The organism is Streptomyces gardneri, from assembly GCF_006539185.1.
GTDB classification, from domain to species: domain Bacteria; phylum Actinomycetota; class Actinomycetes; order Streptomycetales; family Streptomycetaceae; genus Streptomyces; species Streptomyces gardneri.
In genome coordinates this window covers 53,509-76,350 of record NZ_BJMN01000023.1, presented here as the reverse complement: position 1 = coordinate 76,350, position 22,842 = coordinate 53,509, and the positions used below count along the sequence as shown (strand labels likewise).

The 22,842-nt window shown below is 69.0% G+C and carries 18 protein-coding genes and 5 pseudogenes; 7 read left to right on the top strand and 16 right to left on the bottom strand.

What is annotated here, in order from left to right:
• Positions 1-27: 27 nt before the first annotated feature.
• Complete coding sequence (locus SGA01_RS41105) at positions 28-204, bottom strand: hypothetical protein (RefSeq protein WP_167534131.1); 177 nt, start codon at positions 202-204, stop codon at positions 28-30.
• Positions 205-419: 215 nt separating this feature from the next.
• Here SGA01_RS41105 and SGA01_RS18605 point away from each other — a divergent pair, with 215 nt between their 5' ends.
• Together SGA01_RS18605 and SGA01_RS43080 are read left to right on the top strand one after the other, a co-directional pair.
• Positions 420-863, top strand: a complete 444-nt coding sequence (locus tag SGA01_RS18605) for a diacylglycerol kinase family protein (RefSeq protein ID WP_141297600.1) — start codon at positions 420-422, stop codon at positions 861-863.
• Between the two features lie 343 nt (positions 864-1,206).
• Positions 1,207-1,302: pseudogene (locus SGA01_RS43080) on the top strand (IS5/IS1182 family transposase); the annotation flags it as partial.
• 326 nt (positions 1,303-1,628) lie between these two features.
• On the opposite strand, the gene SGA01_RS18600 reads toward SGA01_RS43080, so the two are convergent.
• The 5 genes from SGA01_RS18600 to SGA01_RS18580 form a co-directional block, all read right to left on the bottom strand.
• Positions 1,629-2,603 (bottom strand): hypothetical protein, encoded by a 975-nt coding sequence (locus SGA01_RS18600; RefSeq protein ID WP_141297599.1) that lies wholly within the window; start codon positions 2,601-2,603, stop codon positions 1,629-1,631.
• 261 nt (positions 2,604-2,864) lie between these two features.
• Complete coding sequence (locus SGA01_RS18595) at positions 2,865-3,320, bottom strand: GAF domain-containing protein (protein WP_443098373.1); 456 nt, start codon at positions 3,318-3,320, stop codon at positions 2,865-2,867.
• Positions 3,321-3,642: 322 nt separating this feature from the next.
• Positions 3,643-5,997, bottom strand: coding sequence for an arylsulfatase (locus tag SGA01_RS18590; protein ID WP_141297598.1), 2,355 nt, complete (start codon positions 5,995-5,997; stop codon positions 3,643-3,645).
• A 181-nt stretch (positions 5,998-6,178) separates the two neighbouring features.
• Entirely contained in the window at positions 6,179-6,604 is a 426-nt protein-coding gene (locus tag SGA01_RS18585) for a DUF7144 family membrane protein (RefSeq protein ID WP_141297597.1), read from the bottom strand.
• A 368-nt stretch (positions 6,605-6,972) separates the two neighbouring features.
• Positions 6,973-7,380: a hypothetical protein gene (locus tag SGA01_RS18580; protein WP_141297596.1), complete on the bottom strand. Its 408-nt coding sequence runs from the start codon at positions 7,378-7,380 to the stop codon at positions 6,973-6,975.
• Between the two features lie 401 nt (positions 7,381-7,781).
• On the opposite strand from SGA01_RS18580, the gene SGA01_RS18575 reads away from it, so the two are divergent.
• Positions 7,782-8,732 carry a formylglycine-generating enzyme family protein gene (locus tag SGA01_RS18575; RefSeq protein WP_443098376.1) on the top strand — a complete coding sequence of 317 codons (951 nt, stop codon included), beginning with the start codon at positions 7,782-7,784 and terminating at the stop codon, positions 8,730-8,732.
• Between the two features lie 401 nt (positions 8,733-9,133).
• On the opposite strand, the gene SGA01_RS18570 is transcribed toward SGA01_RS18575, so the two are convergent.
• The 3 genes from SGA01_RS18570 to SGA01_RS18565 form a co-directional block, all read right to left on the bottom strand.
• Positions 9,134-9,580, bottom strand: a complete 447-nt coding sequence (locus SGA01_RS18570) for a DUF6325 family protein (RefSeq protein ID WP_141297595.1) — start codon at positions 9,578-9,580, stop codon at positions 9,134-9,136.
• A 754-nt stretch (positions 9,581-10,334) separates the two neighbouring features.
• Entirely contained in the window at positions 10,335-10,502 is a 168-nt protein-coding gene (locus tag SGA01_RS41100) for a hypothetical protein (RefSeq protein WP_167534129.1), read from the bottom strand.
• A 110-nt stretch (positions 10,503-10,612) separates the two neighbouring features.
• On the bottom strand, positions 10,613-11,239 hold the full coding sequence (locus SGA01_RS18565; RefSeq protein ID WP_255325211.1) for an ATP-binding protein: 627 nt from the start codon (positions 11,237-11,239) through the stop codon (positions 10,613-10,615).
• Positions 11,240-11,748: 509 nt separating this feature from the next.
• On the opposite strand from SGA01_RS18565, the pseudogene SGA01_RS42140 reads away from it, so the two are divergent.
• A pseudogene (locus SGA01_RS42140) lies at positions 11,749-11,856 on the top strand (pirin); the annotation flags it as partial.
• 284 nt (positions 11,857-12,140) lie between these two features.
• Here the strand turns inward: SGA01_RS42140 and SGA01_RS18555 are convergent.
• The 4 genes from SGA01_RS18555 to SGA01_RS18540 form a co-directional block, all read right to left on the bottom strand.
• Positions 12,141-13,247, bottom strand: a complete 1,107-nt coding sequence (locus tag SGA01_RS18555) for a ricin-type beta-trefoil lectin domain protein (RefSeq protein WP_141297592.1) — start codon at positions 13,245-13,247, stop codon at positions 12,141-12,143.
• Between the two features lie 26 nt (positions 13,248-13,273).
• Complete coding sequence (locus tag SGA01_RS18550; protein ID WP_141297591.1) at positions 13,274-14,920, bottom strand: glycoside hydrolase family 27 protein; 1,647 nt, start codon at positions 14,918-14,920, stop codon at positions 13,274-13,276.
• Between the two features lie 97 nt (positions 14,921-15,017).
• A complete protein-coding gene (locus SGA01_RS18545) occupies positions 15,018-16,445 on the bottom strand; it encodes a non-reducing end alpha-L-arabinofuranosidase family hydrolase (RefSeq protein WP_141297590.1) in 1,428 nt (475 codons plus the stop codon).
• 394 nt (positions 16,446-16,839) lie between these two features.
• Positions 16,840-17,793: a LysR family transcriptional regulator gene (locus SGA01_RS18540; RefSeq protein WP_141297589.1), complete on the bottom strand. Its 954-nt coding sequence runs from the start codon at positions 17,791-17,793 to the stop codon at positions 16,840-16,842.
• A 174-nt stretch (positions 17,794-17,967) separates the two neighbouring features.
• Between SGA01_RS18540 and SGA01_RS18535 the strand changes: the two genes are divergently transcribed.
• Together SGA01_RS18535 and SGA01_RS18530 are read left to right on the top strand one after the other, a co-directional pair.
• On the top strand, positions 17,968-19,089 hold the full coding sequence (locus SGA01_RS18535; RefSeq protein ID WP_141297588.1) for a PrpF domain-containing protein: 1,122 nt from the start codon (positions 17,968-17,970) through the stop codon (positions 19,087-19,089).
• 107 nt (positions 19,090-19,196) lie between these two features.
• Positions 19,197-20,450, top strand: coding sequence for an SLC13 family permease (locus SGA01_RS18530; protein ID WP_229918450.1), 1,254 nt, complete (start codon positions 19,197-19,199; stop codon positions 20,448-20,450).
• 304 nt (positions 20,451-20,754) lie between these two features.
• Here the strand turns inward: SGA01_RS18530 and SGA01_RS42135 are convergent.
• From SGA01_RS42135 to SGA01_RS42915, 3 pseudogenes are all read right to left on the bottom strand, one after another.
• Positions 20,755-20,877, bottom strand: a pseudogene (locus SGA01_RS42135) (DUF2267 domain-containing protein); the annotation flags it as partial.
• A 29-nt stretch (positions 20,878-20,906) separates the two neighbouring features.
• Positions 20,907-21,050, bottom strand: a pseudogene (locus SGA01_RS18520) (TetR/AcrR family transcriptional regulator); the annotation flags it as partial.
• Between the two features lie 153 nt (positions 21,051-21,203).
• Positions 21,204-21,340: pseudogene (locus SGA01_RS42915) on the bottom strand (CorA family divalent cation transporter); the annotation flags it as partial.
• 602 nt (positions 21,341-21,942) lie between these two features.
• Between SGA01_RS42915 and SGA01_RS42910 the strand changes: the two are divergent.
• Complete coding sequence (locus tag SGA01_RS42910) at positions 21,943-22,110, top strand: pirin (protein WP_174867369.1); 168 nt, start codon at positions 21,943-21,945, stop codon at positions 22,108-22,110.
• Positions 22,111-22,842 lie beyond the last annotated feature (732 nt).

Below are 22,842 nucleotides of genomic sequence, written 5' to 3'. Positions count from 1 at the left end.
CCAGACCCGCCGAGGGCAACCCGAGGTTCATCGGGTGTCCCACGCACCGGTGGCCACGCCGTGATCGTGGGCCACGCGCAGCGCGTCCTCCAGCTCCTCCGCGGCCTGCGCCTCATCGAAGGCATCGTCAGCCTCCTGCGCAGCCTGGAGGCGAGCCCGCGCCACACGGACCCGTTCCAGCGCCGCTTCCTCGAACCCGGCCACACCGCAACCCCCGTCCGCATATCCAGAACTAGTAAATTGCATAACTCTGCAAGTCTACCTGGTGCGGGTCCGCCCGGAAGTTCACCGGCCACGGCTGATCAGGGCACCTTGCGCACCAGCTGGCTGGTTCAGCTCGTAGCGTGCGCCGACAATGTCCAGGCAACCCTCGGCGATCCGGGCGGCGAGGTCCGCCTCGGCGGTAACGCGCGCTGACCGTGGATGCGGGAGAACGTCGTCTCGATTCGCCGCAGGCGCTGCTGGTCAGCAACAACCCGTACGCCTCGCCCGATCCACTCAGCCTCGGCCGCCGACCCAGGCCGGACCAGGGCGTGCTCGGTGTCCTCGGCGTGCGCGTCGAAGGAGGCGCCCAGGCCGCCGAACCGGCGCTGCGCCGCGCGCGGGCCACCGGGATCTCGACGCTGACGGCCCGCCAGGTCACCGTCCACGCCGACGCCCCGGAGATCCCGGTGGCCGTCGACGGGGAGGCGCTGAGCCTGCCGACTCCGGTCCTCTGCACCCTCGCCGTCCGCACGCTCCGCGTCCGCGTGCCACGCGACCGGCCCGGCGCGGACCCGCTGAAGCAGGACCGCACTCGGCGCCCGGACTGGCGCGACGTGATTCATCTCGCGCTGACTTCGCGCCCGGACAGCGGCACGTAACCTGGAACGCACCCGGATCCGCCGACCATGCGGGGCCGTGGTCGATGCCCAGAGCGTGAAGACCTCGGCCCACGTGGCCGGGACCAGCCATGGCATCGACGCTGGAAAGAGATCAAAGAACGCAAGCTGATCACCGACACCCTCGCCCTGGTCCTTGCCGTCATCGTCACGGGCTGCCGCGATGCACCACTCAACCGGCGGGAGACGACTACTCGACGAGGTGGCCACCACGCCGTCCAACGTGAACAAGGTCTGGCCGACGGCGGCTTATAAGGCCAATGACACCCAGCGCGGGGCGGAGCTGGGCATAGACGCCGAGGCTGCAAAACTGCCGGCAGCGAGGAGCTTTCAGTAGCTGCCGAAGAGGTGGGTGATACGGCGAACCTTCGGCTGGCTGATGCCGTACCGGCGCCTGGCGCGGGATTATGAACATGCGCCGCGAGCGCACCGGAGAATACTGATCAGATGCCCTCAAGGCGCTGCGCGGTGCCATGGTGGGCCTCGTCGTCGCCCTTCGGGCCGTCCTTGGCGAGTTCGGTGCAGGCCGTGGCCGCCTCAGCTGGTGCGTGGATAGCTGATCATGTCGCGACCGGCGACGCCTGGGACCCTTTGGGTGGCCCCCTCACTCAGTCCGGTGGCTCGCAGTGGGGGCCGCGGGGCTCAATCCCGGTACAGGCCCTGCTTGCCCTTGCTGGAGGAGGTCAGGCCTCCTACCGGCCCTGGGCTCACTGCCACTGCGGCGTCCGGCCGTTCCCTCTGCCCCCGTCAAGGGCAGGCGCCGGCAGGGTCGTCGTGGACGAGAGCGCAGATCATCTGTGCGCCGCGCCCGTGATCGGGGTACGTCTTGAGCAGGTCGGCCTTGAAATCGTTCCACTGTCGCGTGATCTCGGCGGTGGCTCCGGCCGTGGCGTGCCGGAAGTTGTCGTCCGGCTTAGAACGGGCTGATGCGGCGGTGTCCTTGTTCAGCGCGCGGTTGTGGGAGACGCGGCCGTCGCAGTCGGCGGGTTTGACACCGGTGGAATCGACGTCGGTGTAGCAGCCCGTGGTGAGGCCGACGGGGATGAGGGTGCGCGCGTCCCGGGTCCAGTCGGCGTCCTTCATGCCGCTGTAGCGGCCTATGTCGAGGAACGGCGCGACCTCGGTGCGCCCCAGTCCGGGTGGGATTTCGAGCCCGATCGGGCCGGGGGCGGCCCGGTCCGTCCAGTTGGAGTGCGAGTAGAAGTCCTCGATCTGGTGCCAGCCGCGACCGAGCTGTTCGAGGACCTCGCACTTGGCCCGTTGGGGTTTCTCGTCCCAGGTGCAGTGCGAGGACAGATCGCTCTGGTCGGCGCGCACCTTGCCGTCGGCGTCGACGAGGCCGTCGGCGGCCTCGACCGCGTTGCGGAAACGGGTGACGGAGGTACGGATGCACGCGAGGAGCTCGGTGGTCGCCTCGTCCCGAGTGCGGGGATAGTCGGGGGCGTAGCGGGGCTCGAGGTAGTCGGCGTTGTCGCAGTGCAGGGGACCGACCTCGAAGTACGGGGGGTGGTCGTTGGCGTTGATCGCCCCGTCGCGGGCATCGGCCATCTCGGTCAGCGTCACGGGCTGCCACGGCAGTGCCGCCCTGGTGATGTCCTCGTGGTTGCCGCCGGTGAAGGCATGGGCGGGACCGATCGGCACGGTGGCCAGAACGGCCGTCAGGAGAGCCGCGAGAGCGGTGTAGGTGGTTCGAGGCCGGCTGGGCGACAGACGGTGGGGCATACGAGGCTCCAGACGTGCTGGGGGAGTGGACGGCCGGGGCGTGTGGTCAAAGCAGACCCGTCCGCCGCAGGGCGGGCCTGGCGGTAGCAGCGTCGTCCCGGGATTCCGTTGCGGAGTGCGGGGCCAATGCGGTGACCGCCTCGCACCAGGCGTCGACGGATTCCACATCTCTCCTTCCCAGCCGGCGCCCGTAAGGGAGTCGCTTGACGCGCGGAGGCCTGGTGTCGTCCGCGTCGCCTTTGGGCCACCAGGGTCGGCTGCTCACCCCTGGTCTTGCCTTGGTGGCTCTGCGGGAGTGGCGTTCTCGATGGCCAGGCCGGCCGCTCCGGCCAGGGCGATGGGGACCGCTTCGTCGTGGGTGTCGAACGGTTGAGCGTCGCGCCGGTCGGACAGGTACAGGTTGCCGTAGATCTGGCCGCGCACGCTGACGGCGACCCCGAGAAGACTGTGCATGGGCGGGTGGCCGGGCGGGAAGCCGACCGACTTCGGGTGGCGGGCGATCTCCTCCACCCGCAGCGGCTCGGGGTGGCGGATGAGGTGCCCCAGCAGCCCGCACCCGCGCGGGAACTCCACGCGGGACAGATCGGCCCGCTCGTGCTCCGTGAGCCCGACGGGGATGAACTCCGACAGACTGTCCCCCTTCTCGGCCAGTACGCCCAACGCGCCGTACCGCGCGTCGACCAACTCCATGGCGGTGCCCACGATCCGACGCAGCACCATCTCAAGGTCGAGGTCCCGACTGACCGCCAGCGACTGACCGCCAGCACCGCTTCCAGCAGTCGCCGCATCCCCCGTTGGCTGCTGCCCAGCTCCGTGATCTGCTCGTCCGTGAGCTCCACGTGGATGTTCTGGCCCACTTGTGGTCCATGCAGGCCGGGGGACACCCACCGCGGGCTGTGGTGCTCGTCCATCCGCTGCCACCTCTCCACCCCGTCCCACCTGGGCGTCTGCCGTCGGCATCCTCGGGAGCCTGTCACGCAGGATGCCGAGTGCTGAGCCTCGTACCGCCATGGGGCTCAGCACATCGGCGCCGCACGGGTCAGTCGATCGCGAACCAGCCGCGGACCTGTGCCTCGTGGTCGATGAAACGCTCGCCGGAGACGTCGACGACGACCTTGTCGATCGTGCCCCCGGTGAAGCGGAACGGTGCCTGATAGTCGGGTGTGACGGGCGAGGCGTCGTCGCGGCCCACGCAGATCCCGTCCCCGACGACGCAGAAGTAGCCGGGCTGGGTGACGATGGCACCGCTGCCGACCTGCTGGTCGTCGACGTAGAGGGTGAGCGTTCCGGCCGCACCTGGCATCGCGGGATCGGTGTTGCGCCCGCTCGCGGTGAACTCGGCCGTGAGCACGTGCCTGCCCGGATTGATCTCACGGTCGGATGCCACGTGTTGCAGGTGGGTGCCCACCCAGTTGAACGCGTAGTGCAGGCGCTGGTTCTTGATGTAGAGGCTGTGCCCGCCGGCGATGCCGCCGTGGGCGTAGACGACGCCCTCGGCGTCGGCCGACTCGATGTCGACTCCGGCGGCGATGGTGTACGACCGGCCGCTGATCACGACGCCGGACTGTTCGGGCACCGAGGCGCAGTCGGGGTAGTAGACGTAGCGTTCGCGCGGCGGGGTTCCGTGCGGGCGCTCGGCGAGCGCCTGTTCCAGCGCGGTGCGGTCGTCAAGCGGCAGCCCGTTGTAGATGCCGGCGTAGTAGTACCACAGGCTCTTGAGCGTCTCGAGCTGCTCCGGCTCCAGTGCCGCAACGTCCGTGGACTGCGCGCGGTCCTTGGTGAGGTTGTAGAGCTCCCACTGGTCGTGTGCGAAGCCGCCCCAGCCGCTCAGCGGCGGGTGCACGGTGCAGGCCAGCCACCCGTCGTGGTAGATCGATCGCTGTCCCAGCATCGCGTAGAACTGGGTCTGCTTTCCCGGCGCGGCGGGGTCGGTGAGCGAGGCCGCGAAGCTCTCGCCCTCGATCGGGTTCTGCGGGTACCCCTTGAGCACCTCGGGCGGATCCACGTCCAGCAGGTCGTAGAGCGTGGGGACGACGTCGACCGCGTGGACGTACTGCTGGCGGACTTCACGTTGCGGTTGGATCTTGGCCGGCCAGGCGACCAGGCACATGTCGGCCACGCCGCCCTCGTAACCGGCCCAGCGCTTCCAGTACGGGAACGGGGTGTCGAACGCCCAGGCCCAGCCGGTCGGGTAGTGGTTGTAGGAGACAGGGCTGCCGAGCTCGTCGATGTGTTCCAGGGACAGTTCGGTCGGTGTGGGCAGGCCGTTGAAGAACCGCCATTCGTTGAACGTTCCGTCAGGTCCGCCCTCGCCGCTGCCGCCGTTGTCCGAGACGGCCACGATGATCGTGTTGTCGAGCTCTCCGGCCGCCTCCAGGAAGTCGATCACCCGGCCGAGCTGGTCGTCGCTGTAGGAGACGTAGCCGGCGAAGACCTCGGCCATCCGGATGAACAGCCGCTTCTCGTCGTCGCTGAGTGTGTCCCAGGGGCGGACGGTGTCCAGCCTCGGCCACGGCTGCCCGTCCGGCCCGGTCACGTCCGGCTCACCATGGGGATTGATCGCGGACAGCTCGGTGTCCTCGGGCAGCAGGCCGATCTCCTTCTGACGCCGGAGGATCTCCGGCCGGATCGCCTCGTAGCCCTCGTCGAACACACCCTTGTAGGCGTCGGCCCATTCCTTGAAGACGTGGTGCGGTGCATGGGCCGCGTCCAGCGACAGGTACATGAAGAACGGCTTGTCGGGCTCGACGACCTTGGCGTCACGGATGAACTCGATGGCCTTGTCCGACAGATCCTTGGCGATGTGGTAGCCCTCGTCGGGAGTGGCCGGCGGTTCGACCTGGTGGTTGTCATGCACCAGGTCCGGATACCAGCAGCTCGACTCGCCGCCGAGGAAGCCGTAGAACCGCTCGAAGCCGCGCCCCAGAGGCCAACGCCCCTTGAACGCCGCCATGCTGGTCTCCTCACCAGGGGTGAGGTGCCACTTGCCGACGCAGTACGTGTTGTAGCCGCGCTCGGCCAGGACCTCGGAGATGAACCCGTTCTCGAACGGGATGCGGGTGGAGATCCCGGGGAAGCCGGCACTGAACTCGGCGATGGTGGCCATGCCGTTCGACGTCGCATTGCGGCCGGTCAGCAGCGAGGCCCTGGAAGGGGAGCAGAGCGCCGTGGTGTGAAAGTTCGAGTAGCGCACGCCCATGTCCGCGATGCGCGACATCGTCGGCGTTCTCACCGGGCCGCCGAAGCAGTCCATTGTCGCGTAGCCCACGTCGTCCCAGGCGATCACCAGCACGTTCGGGGCGCCCTCGGCTGCCTTCGGCGCCAGGAACGGCTCCCAGTCCGGCTCCGAGTCGTGGATGTCGAGGGAGATCTTCCCCCTGAAGTCCTTCGCCATGCCCTGCTCCTCTGCCGATCGGCTCCGAGCGAACCGTCGTCCGGGTTCCGTGCGCGTTCCGGGCAGGGCCCGGCTCGGGCGAGATCCTCGTTTCTCCTCAGGGGTGCCGGGCTCCTTGAAAGAGGCGCGCTCTCGGTCAGTGCTGCGCTGCCGGTCTCGCGTGTAGCGGGTCGGCGGCGGATCAGTCCTGTTCGGTTGTTCTGGTTGTTCCGGCGCAGAGTGCCCAGATGACGAAGATGTCGATGGCGATCAGGACGATGGCCCAGAACGGGTAGTAGGGCAGCCACAGGAAGTTGGCGAGCATGCCGAGCCCGGCGAGGGCGATGCCGATGATGCGCGCCCACAGGGCGCCGCCGAAGAGGGCGATACCCGCCAGGACGATGAGGATGCCCAGGATGAGGTGGATCCAGCCCCAGCCGGTGGTGTTCATCTGGAAGGCGTAGTTGCGGGTGACGACGACGAGATCGTCCTTTGCGACGGCGGCGATTCCCTGGAATATCGCCATGGCGCCGCCGAAGATCATCAGAACTGCGGCGAAGAAGGTCCAGCCGGTTGCGAACCGCCTTGGGGAAGTCTGGCCACGCGCTCCGCTGACGTTGCTGGCCATGTTCGGGCTCCTTCGAGACAAACCTCGTCGCCGGATTGGGCGACCTGGTCGGAGACTCCATATCCAGGCTGCCACGGCGGAGGCCAGGCAGCACCTCCGGACCGCCGATGCCCGCTCCCTTGGGTTCCGCCCGGAGACGACTGCGGCGGAGGGTTGCGTGCAGGCGAGGCCCGGCCGCTGGTGCGGACTGGGGCGTGCGATGGGTCTGTCAAGCCGTCAGACCAGCATGCGAAACCATCACATGGTCGGACGAACGATCGCGGGCGCCGCCCCAATGCGCATGCCGTAGAGGCGAGTTCGCCTGCTTCAGCAGCACCCCGCTTATCGAGAGGGCCTGCGTGGCCGCTTCTGGCGACGGCTGCTTCCCGTCACCGTGGTCGGTGGGCCCGGGCTGCGGCGGCATGCGGCGACTGCACTTGCGCGGGCAGGCGGTCGAGGTAGTAGTGGCGGGCGATGACCAGCCCGATGACGAGTACAAGGCTGGCGTAGGCCGCGCCCAGCGCCGTGGTCACCAGCGCGCGGCGGCGCCGACGGGCGAGCAGCATGCCGATCGCGCCCAGCACCACCGTGAGGACGGTCAGCCGGTTGCCGAGGACGTCGAGCGCGTGTGCCGTGCCCGGGATCTTTTCCTGCTTGTCGGACTTGAAGTGCACCGTCTGTTTGTTGACTGTGGGGATCTGCTCCACCGGTGCGAGGCCGGTGTCATCGAGGTCCTGCTTGACCGTCTCCACGGTGGTGCCGACGTCCAATGTGACGGTGCCGCCGCTGACCTGCACTGCGCCCCGCCGTGGCCGGTGAGCGCGTGCACGACCGCGTTGTGCGCGGCGCGGTTGGCATCGGTCCAGATGGTCTCGAACCTGTCGCTCCTGACGAAGTGGGTCGCCCGCTTGCTGACCACGCGGTCGACGGCCTCGTCATGGGGTGGTTCGGACGGAGTCGGCTCAGGCAGGCTGGTCATGGCGCTCTAGAGGGCTTCTGCGGCCGGGTAGCCGCTCACCCTCCATCGAGACGACCTGTAACGGTTGTCGCACCTGGGGCTACATCTACCGAGCGACTCTGCCGGAGACACAGCCATTCGGTTTCGCCGGCGGTCCCTCAGGTGCGGCAAGCTGCGGTCAGCCTTCCCACGGCCACGAGGAGGCAGAGAGGCCGCACACATGACGCGAGAAGCACCCTCCTGCTGCACCCCCGGCCCCGTACCGGGGTGCCTGGCGAGACAGGGCCGTCGGTGCTCTCGAAACGGCCGCCCGAGCGGTCCGGCGCGGCCCCCACCGGCCCGCGGGCGATCCGGCTGGACGGCGGCTGGTTCCGCATGGGCAGCGATGAGGCGCTCGCCTACCCTGCGGACGGCGAGGGTCCGGTGCGACGGGTCCGGGTCAGCCCTTTCGCTATCGATCCGCACTGCGTCAGCAACGCCAGCTTCGCCTCGTTCGTGGCTGCTACTGGCCATGTCACCGATGCCGAGCGCTACGGGGCTTCGTTCGTCTTCGGCGGCCTGCTGCCCGACGACTTCCCGCCCACCCGGGAGGTCGCCGCCGCTCCGTGGTGGCGCGAGGTGCTCGGCGCCGACTGGCGGCACCCGTACGGCCCCGATTCCGATCTCGACGGGCGCGCGGAACACCCGGTGGTGCACGTCTCCTGGAACGACGCGCTCGCATACTGCACCTGGGCCGGCGGAAGACTGCCCACCGAAGCCGAATGGGAGTACGCCGCCCGCGGCGGGCTCGAACAGCAGCCCTTCCCCTGGGGCGAGGAACTCCGTCCAGGTGGCCGGCACCGGATGAACGTGTGGAACGGCTCCTTCCCCGACCACAACACCCTTGAGGACGGCTATCTCGGCACCTGCCCCGTGGACGCCTTCCCCCCGAACGGCTACGGCCTCCACAACATGACCGGCAACGTCTGGGAGTGGACAGCCGACTGGTTCCACCCCGTCTGGCACGCCACAGGCCCCCGCGAGGACCCGACCGGCCCACCGACCGGCACCGCGCGCGCCCTTCGTGGCGGCTCCTACCTCTGCCACGCCTCGTACTGCCGCCGCTACCGGGTCTCCGCCCGGATGCCCAACACGCCCGACTCCTCCACCGGCAACATCGGCCTCCGCTGCGCAGGCCCGGCTGGTGGATGATCGGCACGGAGGACCCTCTCTGCGATGCTCGGGTCACTCGCGCCGGCCGACCTGTTCCGCGGGAGACGACTGCGGCACGCAGAGCAGCGCGTGCTCAGGTCGCTCGCCCTGGCCGAACGGTCCGCAGCGCAACCAGATGGCGGGCGTCGCGGTCGAGCACGACGCCCCCGCCCCCCCCAGCCCAGTTCGACCTGGCGACCGCGGCCACAGGCTCGGATCAGCGCCGGTCCCGGCGGTCCTCCCGGCGGTCTTCACGGTCATCCCGGCGGTCCTCACGCCGGTCACTGCGGCGACCGACCCCGTGGGCGACGACAGCCGCAGTGCCCACGACAGCCGCTGTGCGAACGACGGGGCGGTCGATGACCCCGCGGCGTCCTCTGCGCATGGGTCCGAGAGGCATCTCATGCTCCTTCTTCGTCGGCTTCGATCGAGGCCAGGATGGCCTGGATCGGAATGCGTCCGTTGGCGATGAGCTGGCCTCCCGCGCGGCGGGCGGCGGAGGCGAAGGGCCCCGCCCACACGTTCTCCCAGACCAGCACTCCGGCTGTCGTGCCGGGCTCCATGGCTGTGGCCAGGTTGACCACGTCCTCTTCCGCGAGCAGGCCGGCCAGCTGCGCCTCCGCGGCGCGCAGTTCGCCGACGCTGTCCGGGGCATCGACCTCCATGACGTCGATCTCGCCGTCTGCCCCCTTCGTCAGGATGATCAGGTCCAGGATCCGGATGGTCCCCGAGGTGACCAGCTTGTCGAGCTCTTCGGCCATCTCGCCGGTGAAGTGCGAGGTGGCCGGCGGGAACTCGACCACGACGTAGTCGACCGGTCCCAGTTCGTCGGTGTCAGGTGACGTCATGTCTGCGTTCCGTTCTCTCGATGAGTACCCGCTCGAGATCAAGGGCCCTTTCGGCTGCCGGCAGCGCTGAGACCTCACGCTCGGGCTTGCCTGCCTCCTTGCCCGGCCGACCACTGAGGGCGCACGTTGATGAAGATCGACAGGGATGAGCACGGTGGCCCCGAAATAGTGGCAGGGCCAGCGGAGGAAGTCGGCGATCGCAGCAAGCTCCGCGGGCGTGATCCCGCGCTACCGGTACAACGCGCCATTGGCGAGGGCGATGAGGATGCCCGGAGTGAGGTGGTGCCGCCTGCCTATCATTGAGATACAAGCCGTATCGGCCCTGCCGAGAGGAAGCGGGCGCCGTCCTCGCTGGTAGGCGTAGCTCCCTCGAACGACCCTCCAATTGCCAGCCTCGCACGGTAGCGCCACACCCGCACCCTGGCCGAAGTCCCAGCTGGGAGGCGGCAGATGTCGTCTGTTCGACCGTGAGGTATCACCCAGGCTTGCACGTGTTCCGTATGGCCGAGGGCCCCATACCCGCGAGAGCTCCGCGATGTCCGCCCGTCCGTACCGACGACGCCGGTCAGCCCGCCCCACCGTTGGCGCGATCACGGCCGCGCACAACACGAGGCCCGCACAGCGACCGGCTCACCCGACCGAGCGGCGTCGGTGGGCCGCCTGAAGGTCTACACGCGGTCGCGACCCCACACCGTCCCGCACCGCACGTCCTGACGGGGGATTCGGAAGGGTTGCCTTGGCGCCGGCCGGCACCTCAGACCCGGACGACGATCAGGGCAGTGGTGTCGGTGGCGCCGCCGGTGGGAAGCAGGCCGAGCAGCGCCAGGTGCACCACCGCGCCGATCGGCACCGCCAGCGTCGCGAGCGTGACCAGCTCGGCATCCGTCGGCTGCGAAGCAATCCAGGTCGTCGCTCTTCGCATGCAGTGCATCCGGCCCCAGAGGACGTAGGTGGTGAAATCCGAAGCCGGGCGCCTGGATCCTCGTCTCCGTGATGTCGACGGGGACGCCGAGGGCATCGCACAGGTGGAGCTCACGTTCCACCCGCAATGTCCCATTCGATGATCCGGACGACAGCGGTCTCCATAGCGCCGTCGTGCTCGAATTCGACGCGTTCCTCGGACTGCTTCTGGATGACCGCGGTGGGGTCGATCTTCTCCCCGTCGAAGACGATCTCGACCTTGGGATACCTGGCCAGGTACGGAGCGAACTCCGTCGTCAGCAGACTTCGTGCGCGATCGGCGGTGAGACGGTCCAGAACCACCGACTGCCGGCCCCAAGCCTCGACCAGCGTTCCCGTCGGTTCGTCCGTGGGCGTGGAGTCGCCGATCGGGAAGTCGTTGCGCGAGGCGTTGTGCGCCGTCACCGTTGTCTTCCGCAGGCCGTCAATTCCCTTGGCGACGGTGGTCCACCTGATGAAGGCGCCGAGGGCGAACGCGCGCAGACGGCCTTGGCCCGCACGGCCGTGCAAGGGGCGGCCGCCGACCGTGGTGTGGCTGTGCTTCTTCCACGAACCACCGATCTTCTCGAAAGCGGTCGTGCAGCCTTCAGGGGTGATGCCCTCCCCGTCGTCCGCAGTCATGACCTTGTCCACCGCACCAGTGGCCGACCGCTCGATGGTCACCGTGACCTTGGTGGCGTCCGCGTCCAGGCGTTCCAAATGAGCTCCTTCACGGCTCCGACGGGATCGTGCTCTCTCGCCAGGCGCTCGACATGGTCTTCGGCCGCTTCCAGGTGCACACGTCTCATTGCGCCAGTTTTGCAGGGCTTGATCACTCTGGGTGGAGGGCCTGTCAGCTCTTCGTCAGGTCCTCTACTGGCTCGGACGTACGCCAAGCGCCGGTCAGGGATTCTCTCCTCGGCCTGGTGAGAAGCGGTGTCGGAGCTGTCACGACATTTTTGAGATCCCGTCGGGGCGCGTCGTGTGAGTTACCGGTTGTCGGTTCGGTGAGCCGGGCTGACCAGCCCCACCTCTGGGGCACAGCGGACACGTGAGAGCGGTCCCGTCACGGCGGCTCAGTTCGAGGTGTGACGCCGACCGGCGTGCTTGGGACCAGCTGGCAATTTGCGAGCGAATCGGGCTGCCCGGAGGCACTCCGATGCTGACTTTTGCTGACTTTGATGGACTAGGGCGCCTCTGACCTGCGAAAACGTCGACGGATCAAGTGGTGGTGGAACTTCGTGGGTCGCACGGACGAGGAGATCCGCAAGGCGCGCGACGAATGGATGACCAGTGACCGCTTCGGCGAGATCAAGGGCTACGACGGCCCCAGCCTCGCCGGGACTCCTTCATCGAACCGGTTCGACATTCTCCATAGGAGAAAGGAGGCGGTCGGGCAGAGGTGGGAGCAGTGCTCGGATTCCGGTGTCGAACCGGTTCGCGTGAGGAAAAGGAGGAGTCGACCCTGTGGGTCTCAACACCTCACGCAAGCCTCATGAAACACATCGGAAACCAGTGCGCGCGAACCTGCGGTCACCGTCCACCCACCACACTTCACCGCCCCACCGAAGTTCTCCCGGGATCTGAGCCCAGAACGGGGTTCGGATCCCGGGAGCGGCGGTCATCCGGCGGTCAGGGTGGTCCACTTCTGGTTGGAGCCGCCGTGGCAGTCCCACAGCTGGAGCTGCGTGCCGTCGGCGGTGGAGGAGCCCGGGACGTCGAGGCAGCGGCCGGAGGCGGGGTTGCGGTAGCCGCCGTTGTAGGGCTGCCACATCTGGTTGGAGCCGCCGTGGCAGGCCCAGAGCTGCGCCTTGGTGCCGTTGGCCGTGCCCCAGCCGGCGGCGTCGAGGCACTTGCCCATGGAGCGCAGGGTGCCGTCGGTGTAGGCGGACCAGACCTGGCTGGCACCGCCGCCACAGCTCCATGTCTGGACGGCGGTCCCGTCAGCGGTGCCGGCGCCGCTGACGTCCAGGCACTTGCCGGCGATGCCGGACTGTACGCGTGTGGGGGCGGGGGCGGGGTTCCTCAGCCAGCCGGCGCTGTCCGCGGCCTGGACACCGCGGTGGAAGGCGTCGGCCATCTTCCGGTAGCCCGCGTCGTTGGGGTGCAGGGCGTCGGCCAGGTCGGCCGTGGTCAGGCTGCTCATGTCGACGTACGCGACGCGCTTGCCCGCGGCCTGTGCGTCCCTCACGATCTGGGGGATGGCCTGGTTGTACGCGGCACGGTACTGCTCCTCCGAGCCGCTGGTGGACACGACCAGGGAGGCCACGAGGACGGTGGCGTCGGGGGCGGCGGCGGTGATCTGGCCGACCAGTGACTTCAGCCTGGCGGTGGCGGTGGAGACCTGGTGGGATCTGTCGAGGTCGTTGGTGCCGATGTGCAGCGTCACGACGTTGGGTCGGTAGCGGGTGAGCGAGGCGTCGGTGAGGGCGGCGATCTGCTCGATCAGGTAGCCGGAGTGGCCTTCGTTGTCGGGGTCGGACATCGAACCGGCCCGTCCCGTGCCCACGAAGTCCACCGGGTGGCCGTCCGCCGCGAGCTTGTCCCACAGCGGCCCCCGGTAGCCGTTGCCCGTACCGCTGCCCACGCCCCAGGTGATCGAGTCGCCCAACGGCATGACCCGCAAGGGAGTGTCGGAGGCGGCGGAGGCGGGGGCCGCCCCTGCCGCTGTCACCGCGAGCGCGGCCGCGAGGAGCGCGACCAGGGGGCGGATCCAGGACCTTCTCACGGGGTTCCCTTTCTCGGGGTGGCGCGTCACGGGAGCGTGGTCCACTTCTGGTTGCTCTGGCCGTTGCAGGTCCAGAGGACGACGGGGGTCCCGTTGGCGGTGCCGGCCCCGTTCGCGTCGAGGCACAGGCCGGCGTGGACGTTGCGCATCGACCCGTCGGCTTGCGCGGTCCATTTCTGGTTGTTCTGGCCGTTGCAGGGCCAGATGACGACCCGCGTGCCGTTGGCGGTGCCCTGGCCGGAGGCGTCCAGGCACTTGTCGCCGTAGACGCGGATCTCGCCTCCGGCCCACGTGGTCCAGAGTTGGTTGGCGGCGGTGTGGCAGTCCCAGATCAGCGCCTGCGTCCCGGCCGCGGTGGAGGCGCGGTCCACGTCCAGGCATCGGCCTGATCCGGTGCCGCGCAGGCGTGCGGTGGTGGCGGCCAGCGGGCTCCCCCCGGTCATCTTGAACACGGCGACGCCGTGCGCGGGTACGCTCGCGGAGATCTGGCCGGAGGTGCTCGACGTGCCGCCGGTCCACAGGTCGGTGAGGGCGAACGACTGGCCGGTGAGGCCGACTTGTGCGGCCGTGGCGGTGACGGTCGCGGTGCTCCCTCCCCGGTTGAACAGGCCCACGGCGACCGAGCCGTCGGCCAGGGGCTTGGCGAACACCTCGGTGCCGCCGTCGTCGCGCACCCTGCGCCCGCCCGCACCCAGCGAGTCCTGGTTCACCGCGAGGAGACGCGGGTTGCGCAGGATGGCGCTCACGTCGGCGGACATCGTACGGATGTCGTTGCCGGCCATGAGCGGGGCGCCCATCAGCGACCACAGGGCGAAGTGGGTGCGGGACTCGGTCAGTGACAGGCCGGGGCGGCCGACGACCAGCATGTCGGGGTCGTTCCAGTGTCCGGGGCCGGACTGCGCGGCCAGCGGCGCGGTGATGTCCAGGACGTTGCCCACGCCCATCGGATAGCTGTTGGTGTTGTCGTTCTGCCAGATGTCGAGCAGGTCCTCGGTCGTCCGCCACAGGTCGGCGACCTCGCCCCAGTCGAACTTGTCGCCGGTGGGGGCGTGGAAGCTGTTGGGGTTGATGCTGTAGACGATCGGCCGGCCGGTGGCGCGCAGGGCGTCGCGCATGAGGGTGAACCGATCGACCTGCTCGCCGAGCGTGCCGCTGCCGGAGCACCAGTCGTACTTGAGGTAGTCCACGCCCCATGAGGCGAACGTGGCGGCGTCCTGGGCCTCGTGCCCCTTGCTGCCCGTGGCGCCCGGGTACGTCCCCACGCCCTGCGCGCACGTGCGCTCGTTGGGCGCCTGGTAGATGCCGAACTTCAGGCCCTTGCCGTGGATGTAGTCCCCGAGCGCCTTCATGCCACTGGCGAACGTGGTCGGGTTGGCCCGCAGGTTGCCCGCCGCGTCACGCTGCGGGTCGAACCAGCAGTCGTCGACGACGACGTACTGGTAACCGGCGTCCTTCATACCCGAGGACACCATCGTGTCGGCGGCCTGGCGGACCTGCGCCTCGGTGATCCCGCATCCGAAGCTGTTCCAGCTGTTCCAGCCCATCGGCGGCGTGAGCGCCGGGCTGCCCGGCGCGGCCTCGGCGGTCGTGTGGGCGGAGGCGGTGACGCAGGCGGTGAGCGTCAGCGCGGTGGCCGCGAGGAGACGCCATAACCGTCGGTGCGGGGGAGCCATCAGGATTCCTTCCTGGCCTGCGCAGCGCAAGCCGCTGCGCGGGCCGGATCGGTGGGGGGAGGAAGTGGGGCAGTGTGCTGCTGACCAGGCGCGCGAGTCAGCGCTGCAGGGTGAGCAGGCCCGGCCGGTACGGCAGTCGCTGGTAAGGGATGCCCTGCGGTGTGGCGGGGTCGTAGCCCTGGTAGAGGAACTGCAGGTTGCAGGGGTCGACGGTCATGGTCTGGTCGGCGTTGACGCGGACCAGGTCACCGTGGCTGATGTCGTTGGTCCAGGTGGCACCGCTGTTGGCCTTGCCCGCGAAGGGGCTGCTCTCGGTGCCGGCCTGGACGGTCCACGGGCCGTTCAGGCTTGAGGCGGTGAACGAGCGGAAGAAGCGGTGCTCGTTCGCACCCCGCGCCTCGACGATCATGAGGTACTGGTTCCGGCCCTGGAGCTTGTAGACCTCCGGCCCTTCGAACAGGTTCTTCGCCGTGTCGCTCATGACCGTCGTGGACGACGAGCCGAAGTTGCCCGGGAAGTTCCCGATCGGCATGGTCGACTTGTAGATCTTGCCGTTGTCATCGGCGAAGAACAGGTGCATGTTCTGGTCGTCGGCGATCAGGGTCGGGTCGATGGGGGCGGACTCGGGGAGGCTGCCGGTGAACAGCGGCTGCGGGGCGGACCAGCCGTTGGGATCGGTGGGGTCGCTGGATGTGCGGTAGGTGAAGGGCCAGGCGGTACCCCACCCGTTCGAGGCCAGTACCCAGATGTTCTTGGGCGCGAAGTAGAACAGTTTGGGCGCCACCGCCAATCCCTGGTTCATCCCGGTCTGGGGGGTCGTCGCCATGTCCGACCAGTTCGTGAAGGGACGGAACGCCATCGTGCCCCACGACGAACCGTCGGAGGTGGTCGCGTAGACCAGGTTCTGGCCGTTGTACGGCACGGTGGTGAAGTCCTTCAGCGCGACCCACCCGTGCGCCGGCTGCGCCAGCGGACCTGTCGAGGTCCAGCGGTACGTCGACGGAAGAGCACACGTGTTGCCCGGCCCGGACAGGCCGGTCCACTTCTGGTTGTCGCCGCCGTTGCAGTTCCACAGCTGCACCCCGGTGCCGTTGGCCGTGCCGCCGCCCGACACGTCCAGGCACAGCCCGGACTCCACGGCGACGATCGTGCCGTCGGCGTTGACCCGCCACTGCTGGTTCGTACCGCCGTTGCAGCTCCAGATCACCGGCCGGGTCCCGGCCGTGGTGGCGTGGCCCGGAACATCCAGGCACTTGTCGCCGTACACGGTCAGCCGGTTGTCGTCCGTCGACGTCCACCGCTGGTTGGTCCCGCCGTGGCAGTCCCAGATCTGCAGGTTCGTGCCGTCGGTCTGGCCGGCGCCCGGCACATCGAGACACCGGCCGGAGCCGGCACCGCGTAAGGCGCCGCTGGTGGCGGCGTGGGCCGGGCCGACGACGAGCATCGCCGCCAACGCGACCAGGGCCGCGAGCACGGCGGGGAGCGCCGGAGACCGGTGTCCGCGGTGGAGATGGCGTCTGAGCATGGTGACCTTCCGTTCGAAGCATCCGGCGGGCCCCGACGAGTCGGGGGGTCGATCACTGCAACGAGGGGCCTGATTGTTCGAAATCCCGAACGATGTACGACAGTTCGACCAGAAAATAGATTTCGGGCCGAGGCTCCGTCAATGTTTCCGACGAGTTTCGTTCCGGCGCGCGCGACCCGAAAAGCGAAATAGCCGGTCCGTCACACACGTTGACCCGCATACGGAGTGGGTGCCGTTGACATTCGCGCCAACCGTGACCGGCAATTCGGCCTGTTCGGTATATCGGTTATTCGGGGCGTGGGGGCGGTCCCGCCCCCGGGGTTCCGCCAGGCGTTCGCGGTAGTCGGCCACCGGTGCGAACGGTTGCCTGGAGGCGCAGCTCGTGGCCGCACCGTCAGCCCCGCCGGACCGCCCCCAACTGGGCCCGGTGCAGGTCTGGGGCGGTGAATCGCTGCGCCACCGTGCGCAGGACGCGGGCCATCGCCTGGGCCGGTGGGGTGGCGGGGCGTGCCGTGGCGCGTGCGAGGAGGATGCGGCGGGTGGGGGCGGGGACGTCGGAGGCGAACGGCAGGAGGCGTACGTCACTGCGTCGGCTGGTGAGCGCCAGACGGGGTGCGAGCGCGATGCCGAGACCGGCTGCGACCATGGCCTGCGCCTCTTGGTAGTCGTGCGACGAGTAGGCGATGCGCGGTTCGAATCCCGCCTGGCGGCAGCTTCGGCGCAGGACGTCGGCGACGGGATGGTTGTCGGCGCGGATGATCCACTCCTTGTCGGCGAGATCGCCGAGGCGCACGGAGGGACGCGTGCGCAGGGGGGAGTCGGCGGGGACGACCAGCACCGTGGGGTCGTCCAGCAGGTGGGTGACGGCAAGCGCCGGATCGTCGAGGCGGTTCCATTCGTAGTCCCAGAGCAGCCCCTGCTCCACCTCCCCGGCGTGCAGCATCTCCCTGAGCTCCGCGAGGACTCCGGCGCGTACCTCGATACGGACGCCGGCGTGGCGGCGTCGGAAACGCGTGAGCGCCAGCGGCAGCAGGGACGCGCTCGCCGTGGGGAAGGAACCGAGCCGCAGGGTGCCCTGGTCGAGGGCGGTGAAGGAGTCCAGGTCGGCCTGGGCGGCACGGAGTTCCCGGCGGATGGCCTGACCGCGTTCGGCCAGCGCGGCACCCGCCGGGGTGGGGCGGATACCGCGTGGCAGCCTCTCGATGAGGGGCTGCCCTGCCTCCTGCTCCAGCAGGGACATCTGCTGGGAGGCGGCGGAGGTGGTCATGCCGAGGGCTTCCGCCGCGGCAGTGAGCGAACCGCGTTCGGTGGCCTCGGTGAGCAGCAGCAGACGGCGCACGTTGAGCATGCCGTCGACTTTAGCTGAGCTAAACCCAGGTAAAGCAAACCGCGATTGTTCCGAAGTCATGGCTCTGCGAAGGTCTCCGCAATCGCCGAGCGGTTCACCGGCTCGCAATGCGCCCGTAACCGCTGCCTCGGCCCTTCTCCCTCCCCTTCATCGATCCAGGAAGAGCCTGAAGACGTGCACATTCCCGCGACCCTGGTGCGTGGCGGCACAAGCAAGTGCTGGCTGTTCAACCAGGTCGAAGTCCCTGCCGACCGTGGTGACCTCGAACGGCTGCTGGTCGCCGCGTACGGCTCCACCGACCCCGTGGAGCTGGACGGGGTGGGCGGGGCGACTCCCACCACCTCGAAAGCCGCCGTGGTCGGCGCCTCACCCCAGCCCGGCGTCGACGTCGACTACCTGTTCGCTCAGGTCGGCATCGGGACGGGCTCGGTGGAGTGGACGAGCAACTGCGGCAACTGCGCCACCGGCGTCGCCCTGTACGCGGTGACCAAAGGAATGGTTCCGGTCACCGGCGACCGGACGCGCGTGGTGATGCGCAACACCAACACCGGCGCGGTCCTCGAAGGGATCGTCGACACCCCCGGAGGCGTCGTGCACCACTTCGGCCGCCAGACGGTACCCGGCACCCGTGCCGGCGGGGTCGCGGTCGGCCTCACCTTCCGCGACCCGGCCGGTGGCACGACCGGCTCGCTGCTCCCCACCGGCCAGGCCGCCCAGGACCTTCGGGTCGGCTCCGCCGAGCCGGTACGCGTGACCATGGTGACCGCAGGAGCTCCGGTCGTCCTCGTCGACGCCGCCAGTGCCGGGCGTACCGGTGCCGAGTCACTGGAGCGGATGGGCGCGGACGTCCTCTGGCTGCGCACCGTCCGGCATACCGCCGCACCCCTGATGGGGCTGCTCCAGCCGGGCGAGGAACCGGGTGACGCGGTGCCCAAGGTGGGCCTGGTCGGCCCGCCGGTGCCGTACATCACCACCCTCGGTGAACCGATCGGTGCCGAGGACTACGACGTGTCGGTGCGCATGCTCTCCATGAACGCACCGCACCCCGCGATCGGTCTGACCTCTGCCGTCGCCGTCGCGGCGGCCGGACTCGTCGAGGGGTCCGTCGTCTCCCAAGTCACGGGCGGCCCGGCCGACGAGTGGTTGCGCCTCGGCACGCCCGCCGGCGTCGTCGCGGTCCGCTGCACCGATGTGCGGGACGGCCTGCCGCACCGGGTCACCGTGCAGCGCGCGGCCCGTCTGCTCGCCGACGCCCGCATCTACGTACCGGAAGCAGGCCGCCTGCAGGCCGCCTGAGCCGCGACGAACATCACCTCGGTAGGGCCGGCTCCCAGCCGTCCACACCGGGATACCCTCGCGCCCTCGGGGCGCGCCACCCCGTCCCCACCGCACCAAGGACAAAGATGTCTGCTGAAGTGATCTCCATAGGCGCCCTGCTGGTGATGTTCGTGCTCGGTACCGTGCTGCCGATCAACCTGGGCATCCTCGCCTTCGTCGCCACCTTCGCCGTCGGCACCGCCTCGCTCGGACTCACCGAGGCCGAGATCTTCGACGGGTTCCCGGCCAAGCTCTTCGTCACCATCGTCGGCGTCACCTACCTGTTCTCCGTCGCCCGCCGCAACGGCACCATCGACTGGCTCGTCGCGGCCGGCGTGAGACTGGTACGCGGCCAGGTCCAGCTCATCCCCTGGGTGCTGTTCCTGGTGGCCGCCCTGCTGACGGCGTTCGGTACGTTCACCCCGGCCGCGGTCGCGATCCTCGCGCCGATCGGCATGAACTTCGCCTACCGCTACAAGCTCAACCCGCTGGTCGTCGGCATGATGGTGATCAGCGGCGGGCACGCGGGCGCCTTCTCCCCGCTGGCCGTCTCCGGTGCGCTGGTCCTCGGCCTCGTCGACAAGGCCGATGTGCAGGTCTCCGCCGTGACGCTGTTCAGCGCCAGCTTCCTGATCAACCTGGTGCTCGCGATCCTCACCTACGTCCTGCTCGCCAAGCGTCCCGCCCCGCTGGTCGAGGGCGCCGCCGAGGCGGCCGCCGACGAGGACCTCGCCGTCTCCGGCAGGCCCGACTGGAGGCAGTGGCTCACCCTCGCCTCCCTGCTGGCCCTCGTCGTCGGCGCGCTCGGCTTCCACCTGGAGATCGGCTTCCTCGCGCTGGCGGCCGGCGCGCTGCTGGCCCTGGTGGACATGAAGCGGCAGGAGAAGGCCGTCGACGGCGTCAGCTGGTCCACCCTGCTGCTGGTCGCGGGCATGATGACGTACATCGCGATGCTGGAGAAGGCCGGTGTCATCGAGCAGATCTCCGAGCACGCCGCCAACCTGGGCGCCCCGGTCGTCGTCGCCCTGCTGCTGTGCTTCACCGTGGCCATCACCTCCGCCTTCGCCTCCTCCACCGCGATCCTCACCGCGATCATCCCCATCGCCGTACCGCTGCTGCTCTCCAGCCACCTCAGCGCCGCCGGCCTGATCGCCGCGCTCGCCGTCTCCACGACGATCGTCGACACCTCCCCCTTCTCGACCAACGGAGCACTCGTCCTCAGCAACGCCCGTGGGGTGGACTCCCGCCGCTTCTACCGCCAGGTCATCGGCTACACGGGCGGAATCGTCGCCCTCGGCCCCGTCGTCGCCTGGGGCGCCCTGGTCCTGCCCTGGTCATAGCGCGAGGACCGACGACGGACAGCGGAGGGCGCCGAGCCGGACCACGGACGGCGCCCTCCGTGCTGATTCCGTGTGCAGGACCAGGGGGATACGGACGCGGTCGGCGACGGGCAGCGTGTACCGAAGCGATGCTTTCGACGCAATGCGGGTAAGGGCCTTTGCCGGCCGTCAGGAGCGGCCGACGGGGCCGGGTGGTGACCAGCAAGGCGGAAGTCCCCGATCGCGCCGATCGGGGACTTCACCAAGCGAGCCGGCCGGAGGATCCGGGCGGGCCCTTGCTGCGGTCCCGGGGCCGGGTGCTCGTTTACACGGCCGAGTTGAGTTCGGCTTGGCCGAACAGCAGGGCCCAGCCGGTGGGGAACTGGTGGAGGATGCGGGTGATGAGGTCGGCGCCGGCGTGAGCGGTGACGGCGGCTCGTTGTCCACCGCGTAGGGGGAGCGGACGCCGGTGGTCGGTCAGGCGAGGCCGGGGAGGGGACGCCGGGCGACCTCGTGGGCGTCGTCCGGCGGAACGCCCAGCATGCGCAGGACCATCTCGGCGAGGTTCACCGCGGCGTCGTCGCCGTCCACATCGGGCCGGGCGAATCGCAGCTCCACCAGAGGGAAGGGCAAGGAGATCACGCATCACTTCTCCCCAGCGCCCCGTATGGGCGGTTTGCGCGTCGATGCATGCGTAAACAGTGCGCGGCGCGTGTTTGAGGCAGGTGCTCGCTACAGCCGGCCTCGCTGCTTGAAAATCACGCACAAACTGCCTCATATCACCCCTATCAAGCAGATGGCGAAGGGTATCCGAGGCCCCAGCGCAGCTCCGGCATGGAGTCGAAGCTCATGCCATAAATAGTTCCCACCAGTGTGGGAGCAAAGGGAATCGCCGCCCACGAGAAGACCTTCAAGAAGTCCTCGCCCTCAACGCGCTGACCTGCGCAGATGGCTGTATCGGCCGTGCTGACCTGCGAGTTTGCTCGTTTCCGGGGCTTTCATGGTGACGCCGGTTTACGCGGTCGATTCTCCCCAGCCGCTCCCCAACGGCCTTCATTCTCCCCGGACTCTCCCCAGCGGGCACCACTTCCTGAGGGGCGTCACCGCTGGTGAGAGGCATCATCCGAACCAGACAAGGGGCTGCGTACCGTAGCGGAAGGTGGGTGGGGTGGATGCCGCCAGCTCGCAGGGTGTTGGGCTGTTTGATCGGAGCCCAGCAGCTTCTTCGTCTGCTGGTGGCACAGGAGTTCCGAGGCGCTGGCCTGCGGAGATGTTGCCGCTGATGCTTCCGACGAGCGAGGTGGTCCGGGAATGGTCCGGATCTTGGTGTGTGCTCGAGATTTCCTGCGACATGGCAGAGCCTCAATCGCGAGGGCGAGCTGCGCCACGGTTCAGTCGACATGGGATGGGTGTCGGGGAGGGCGACTTGGGGTTGGTGGATTGTCCTCAGGGCTTGGCGTCGTCGCGGAGCCCTTGCGGGGCATCCAGTGCTGGGTCCGTCGTGGAGCGGAGCGTGTTGTGGTGGAACTTCGTGGGCCGCATGGGCGAGGAGATCCGCCAGGTGCGCGAGGGCTGGATGTCGGGCGACCGCTTCGGTGAGGTGAAGGGGGCTACGACGGCGACCGGCTCGATGCCCCGGAGGGCCACCGACCCAGCTAAAGGCGCGGGCAGGGCGCGGTGACCTGGGGTTCTTCTCTGTCGAGTCGATGCAGTGTCGGGGCTTCTTGGCCCCTGCCTGTGGCTCTCGTCGTGGCTGGGGGAGGGGCGCATCGAGGCCCCTCCGCGTCGCGCGATCGTCGGGCGCTTCCCGGGTGCGCTCGTGTGCGAGCAGGTCTGGTCAGCTGATTGCCGACCTTGCTGACGAGGTGTCAGGTGTCTCAGTGCGGCGCAGGGGTGACGTCAGGCCGTCTCGGCATCCTGGCCGGCGGCGCTCGTGGGCTGGCGGGACGTGACGGTCCAGCTGTTTCTGCCGGCTCGCTCCGCTCGACGTGAGAAGTTGCTCCAGCCTTGGCCGAGCAGGATGAGGACGTGTCCAGGGCATGCTCGGGTCCTTGCGGATTCAACGTGGTGGCGCTGCTCCGCCGGGTGGAGCCCTCGGCCGTGTGGTCGGAGGCATCCTGAAGTGGCTGGGGCCCTGGCTGCCGCGCCGTTGGCTGCCCCTGCCCCATCCGCTTCTCGGTCGTGACGTTCCGTGACGGCCGGCCCGGGACCTCCACGGGCGAGTAGTCGTCAGGTCAAGAAATGGTCAGGGGCGGCCCGTGTCAGCGCGAGGTGTAGCATCCCCGTCACCAACGGCATCCCCTACAAGGAACCGTCCGGGCCTGCGCTCGCTGCCACTCCTCCACTGCGCCATGTGGCAGCGGCATGTCCAGTGCGGCACTGACGACGGCCTTGAAGGCGAGCAGCATCGCCT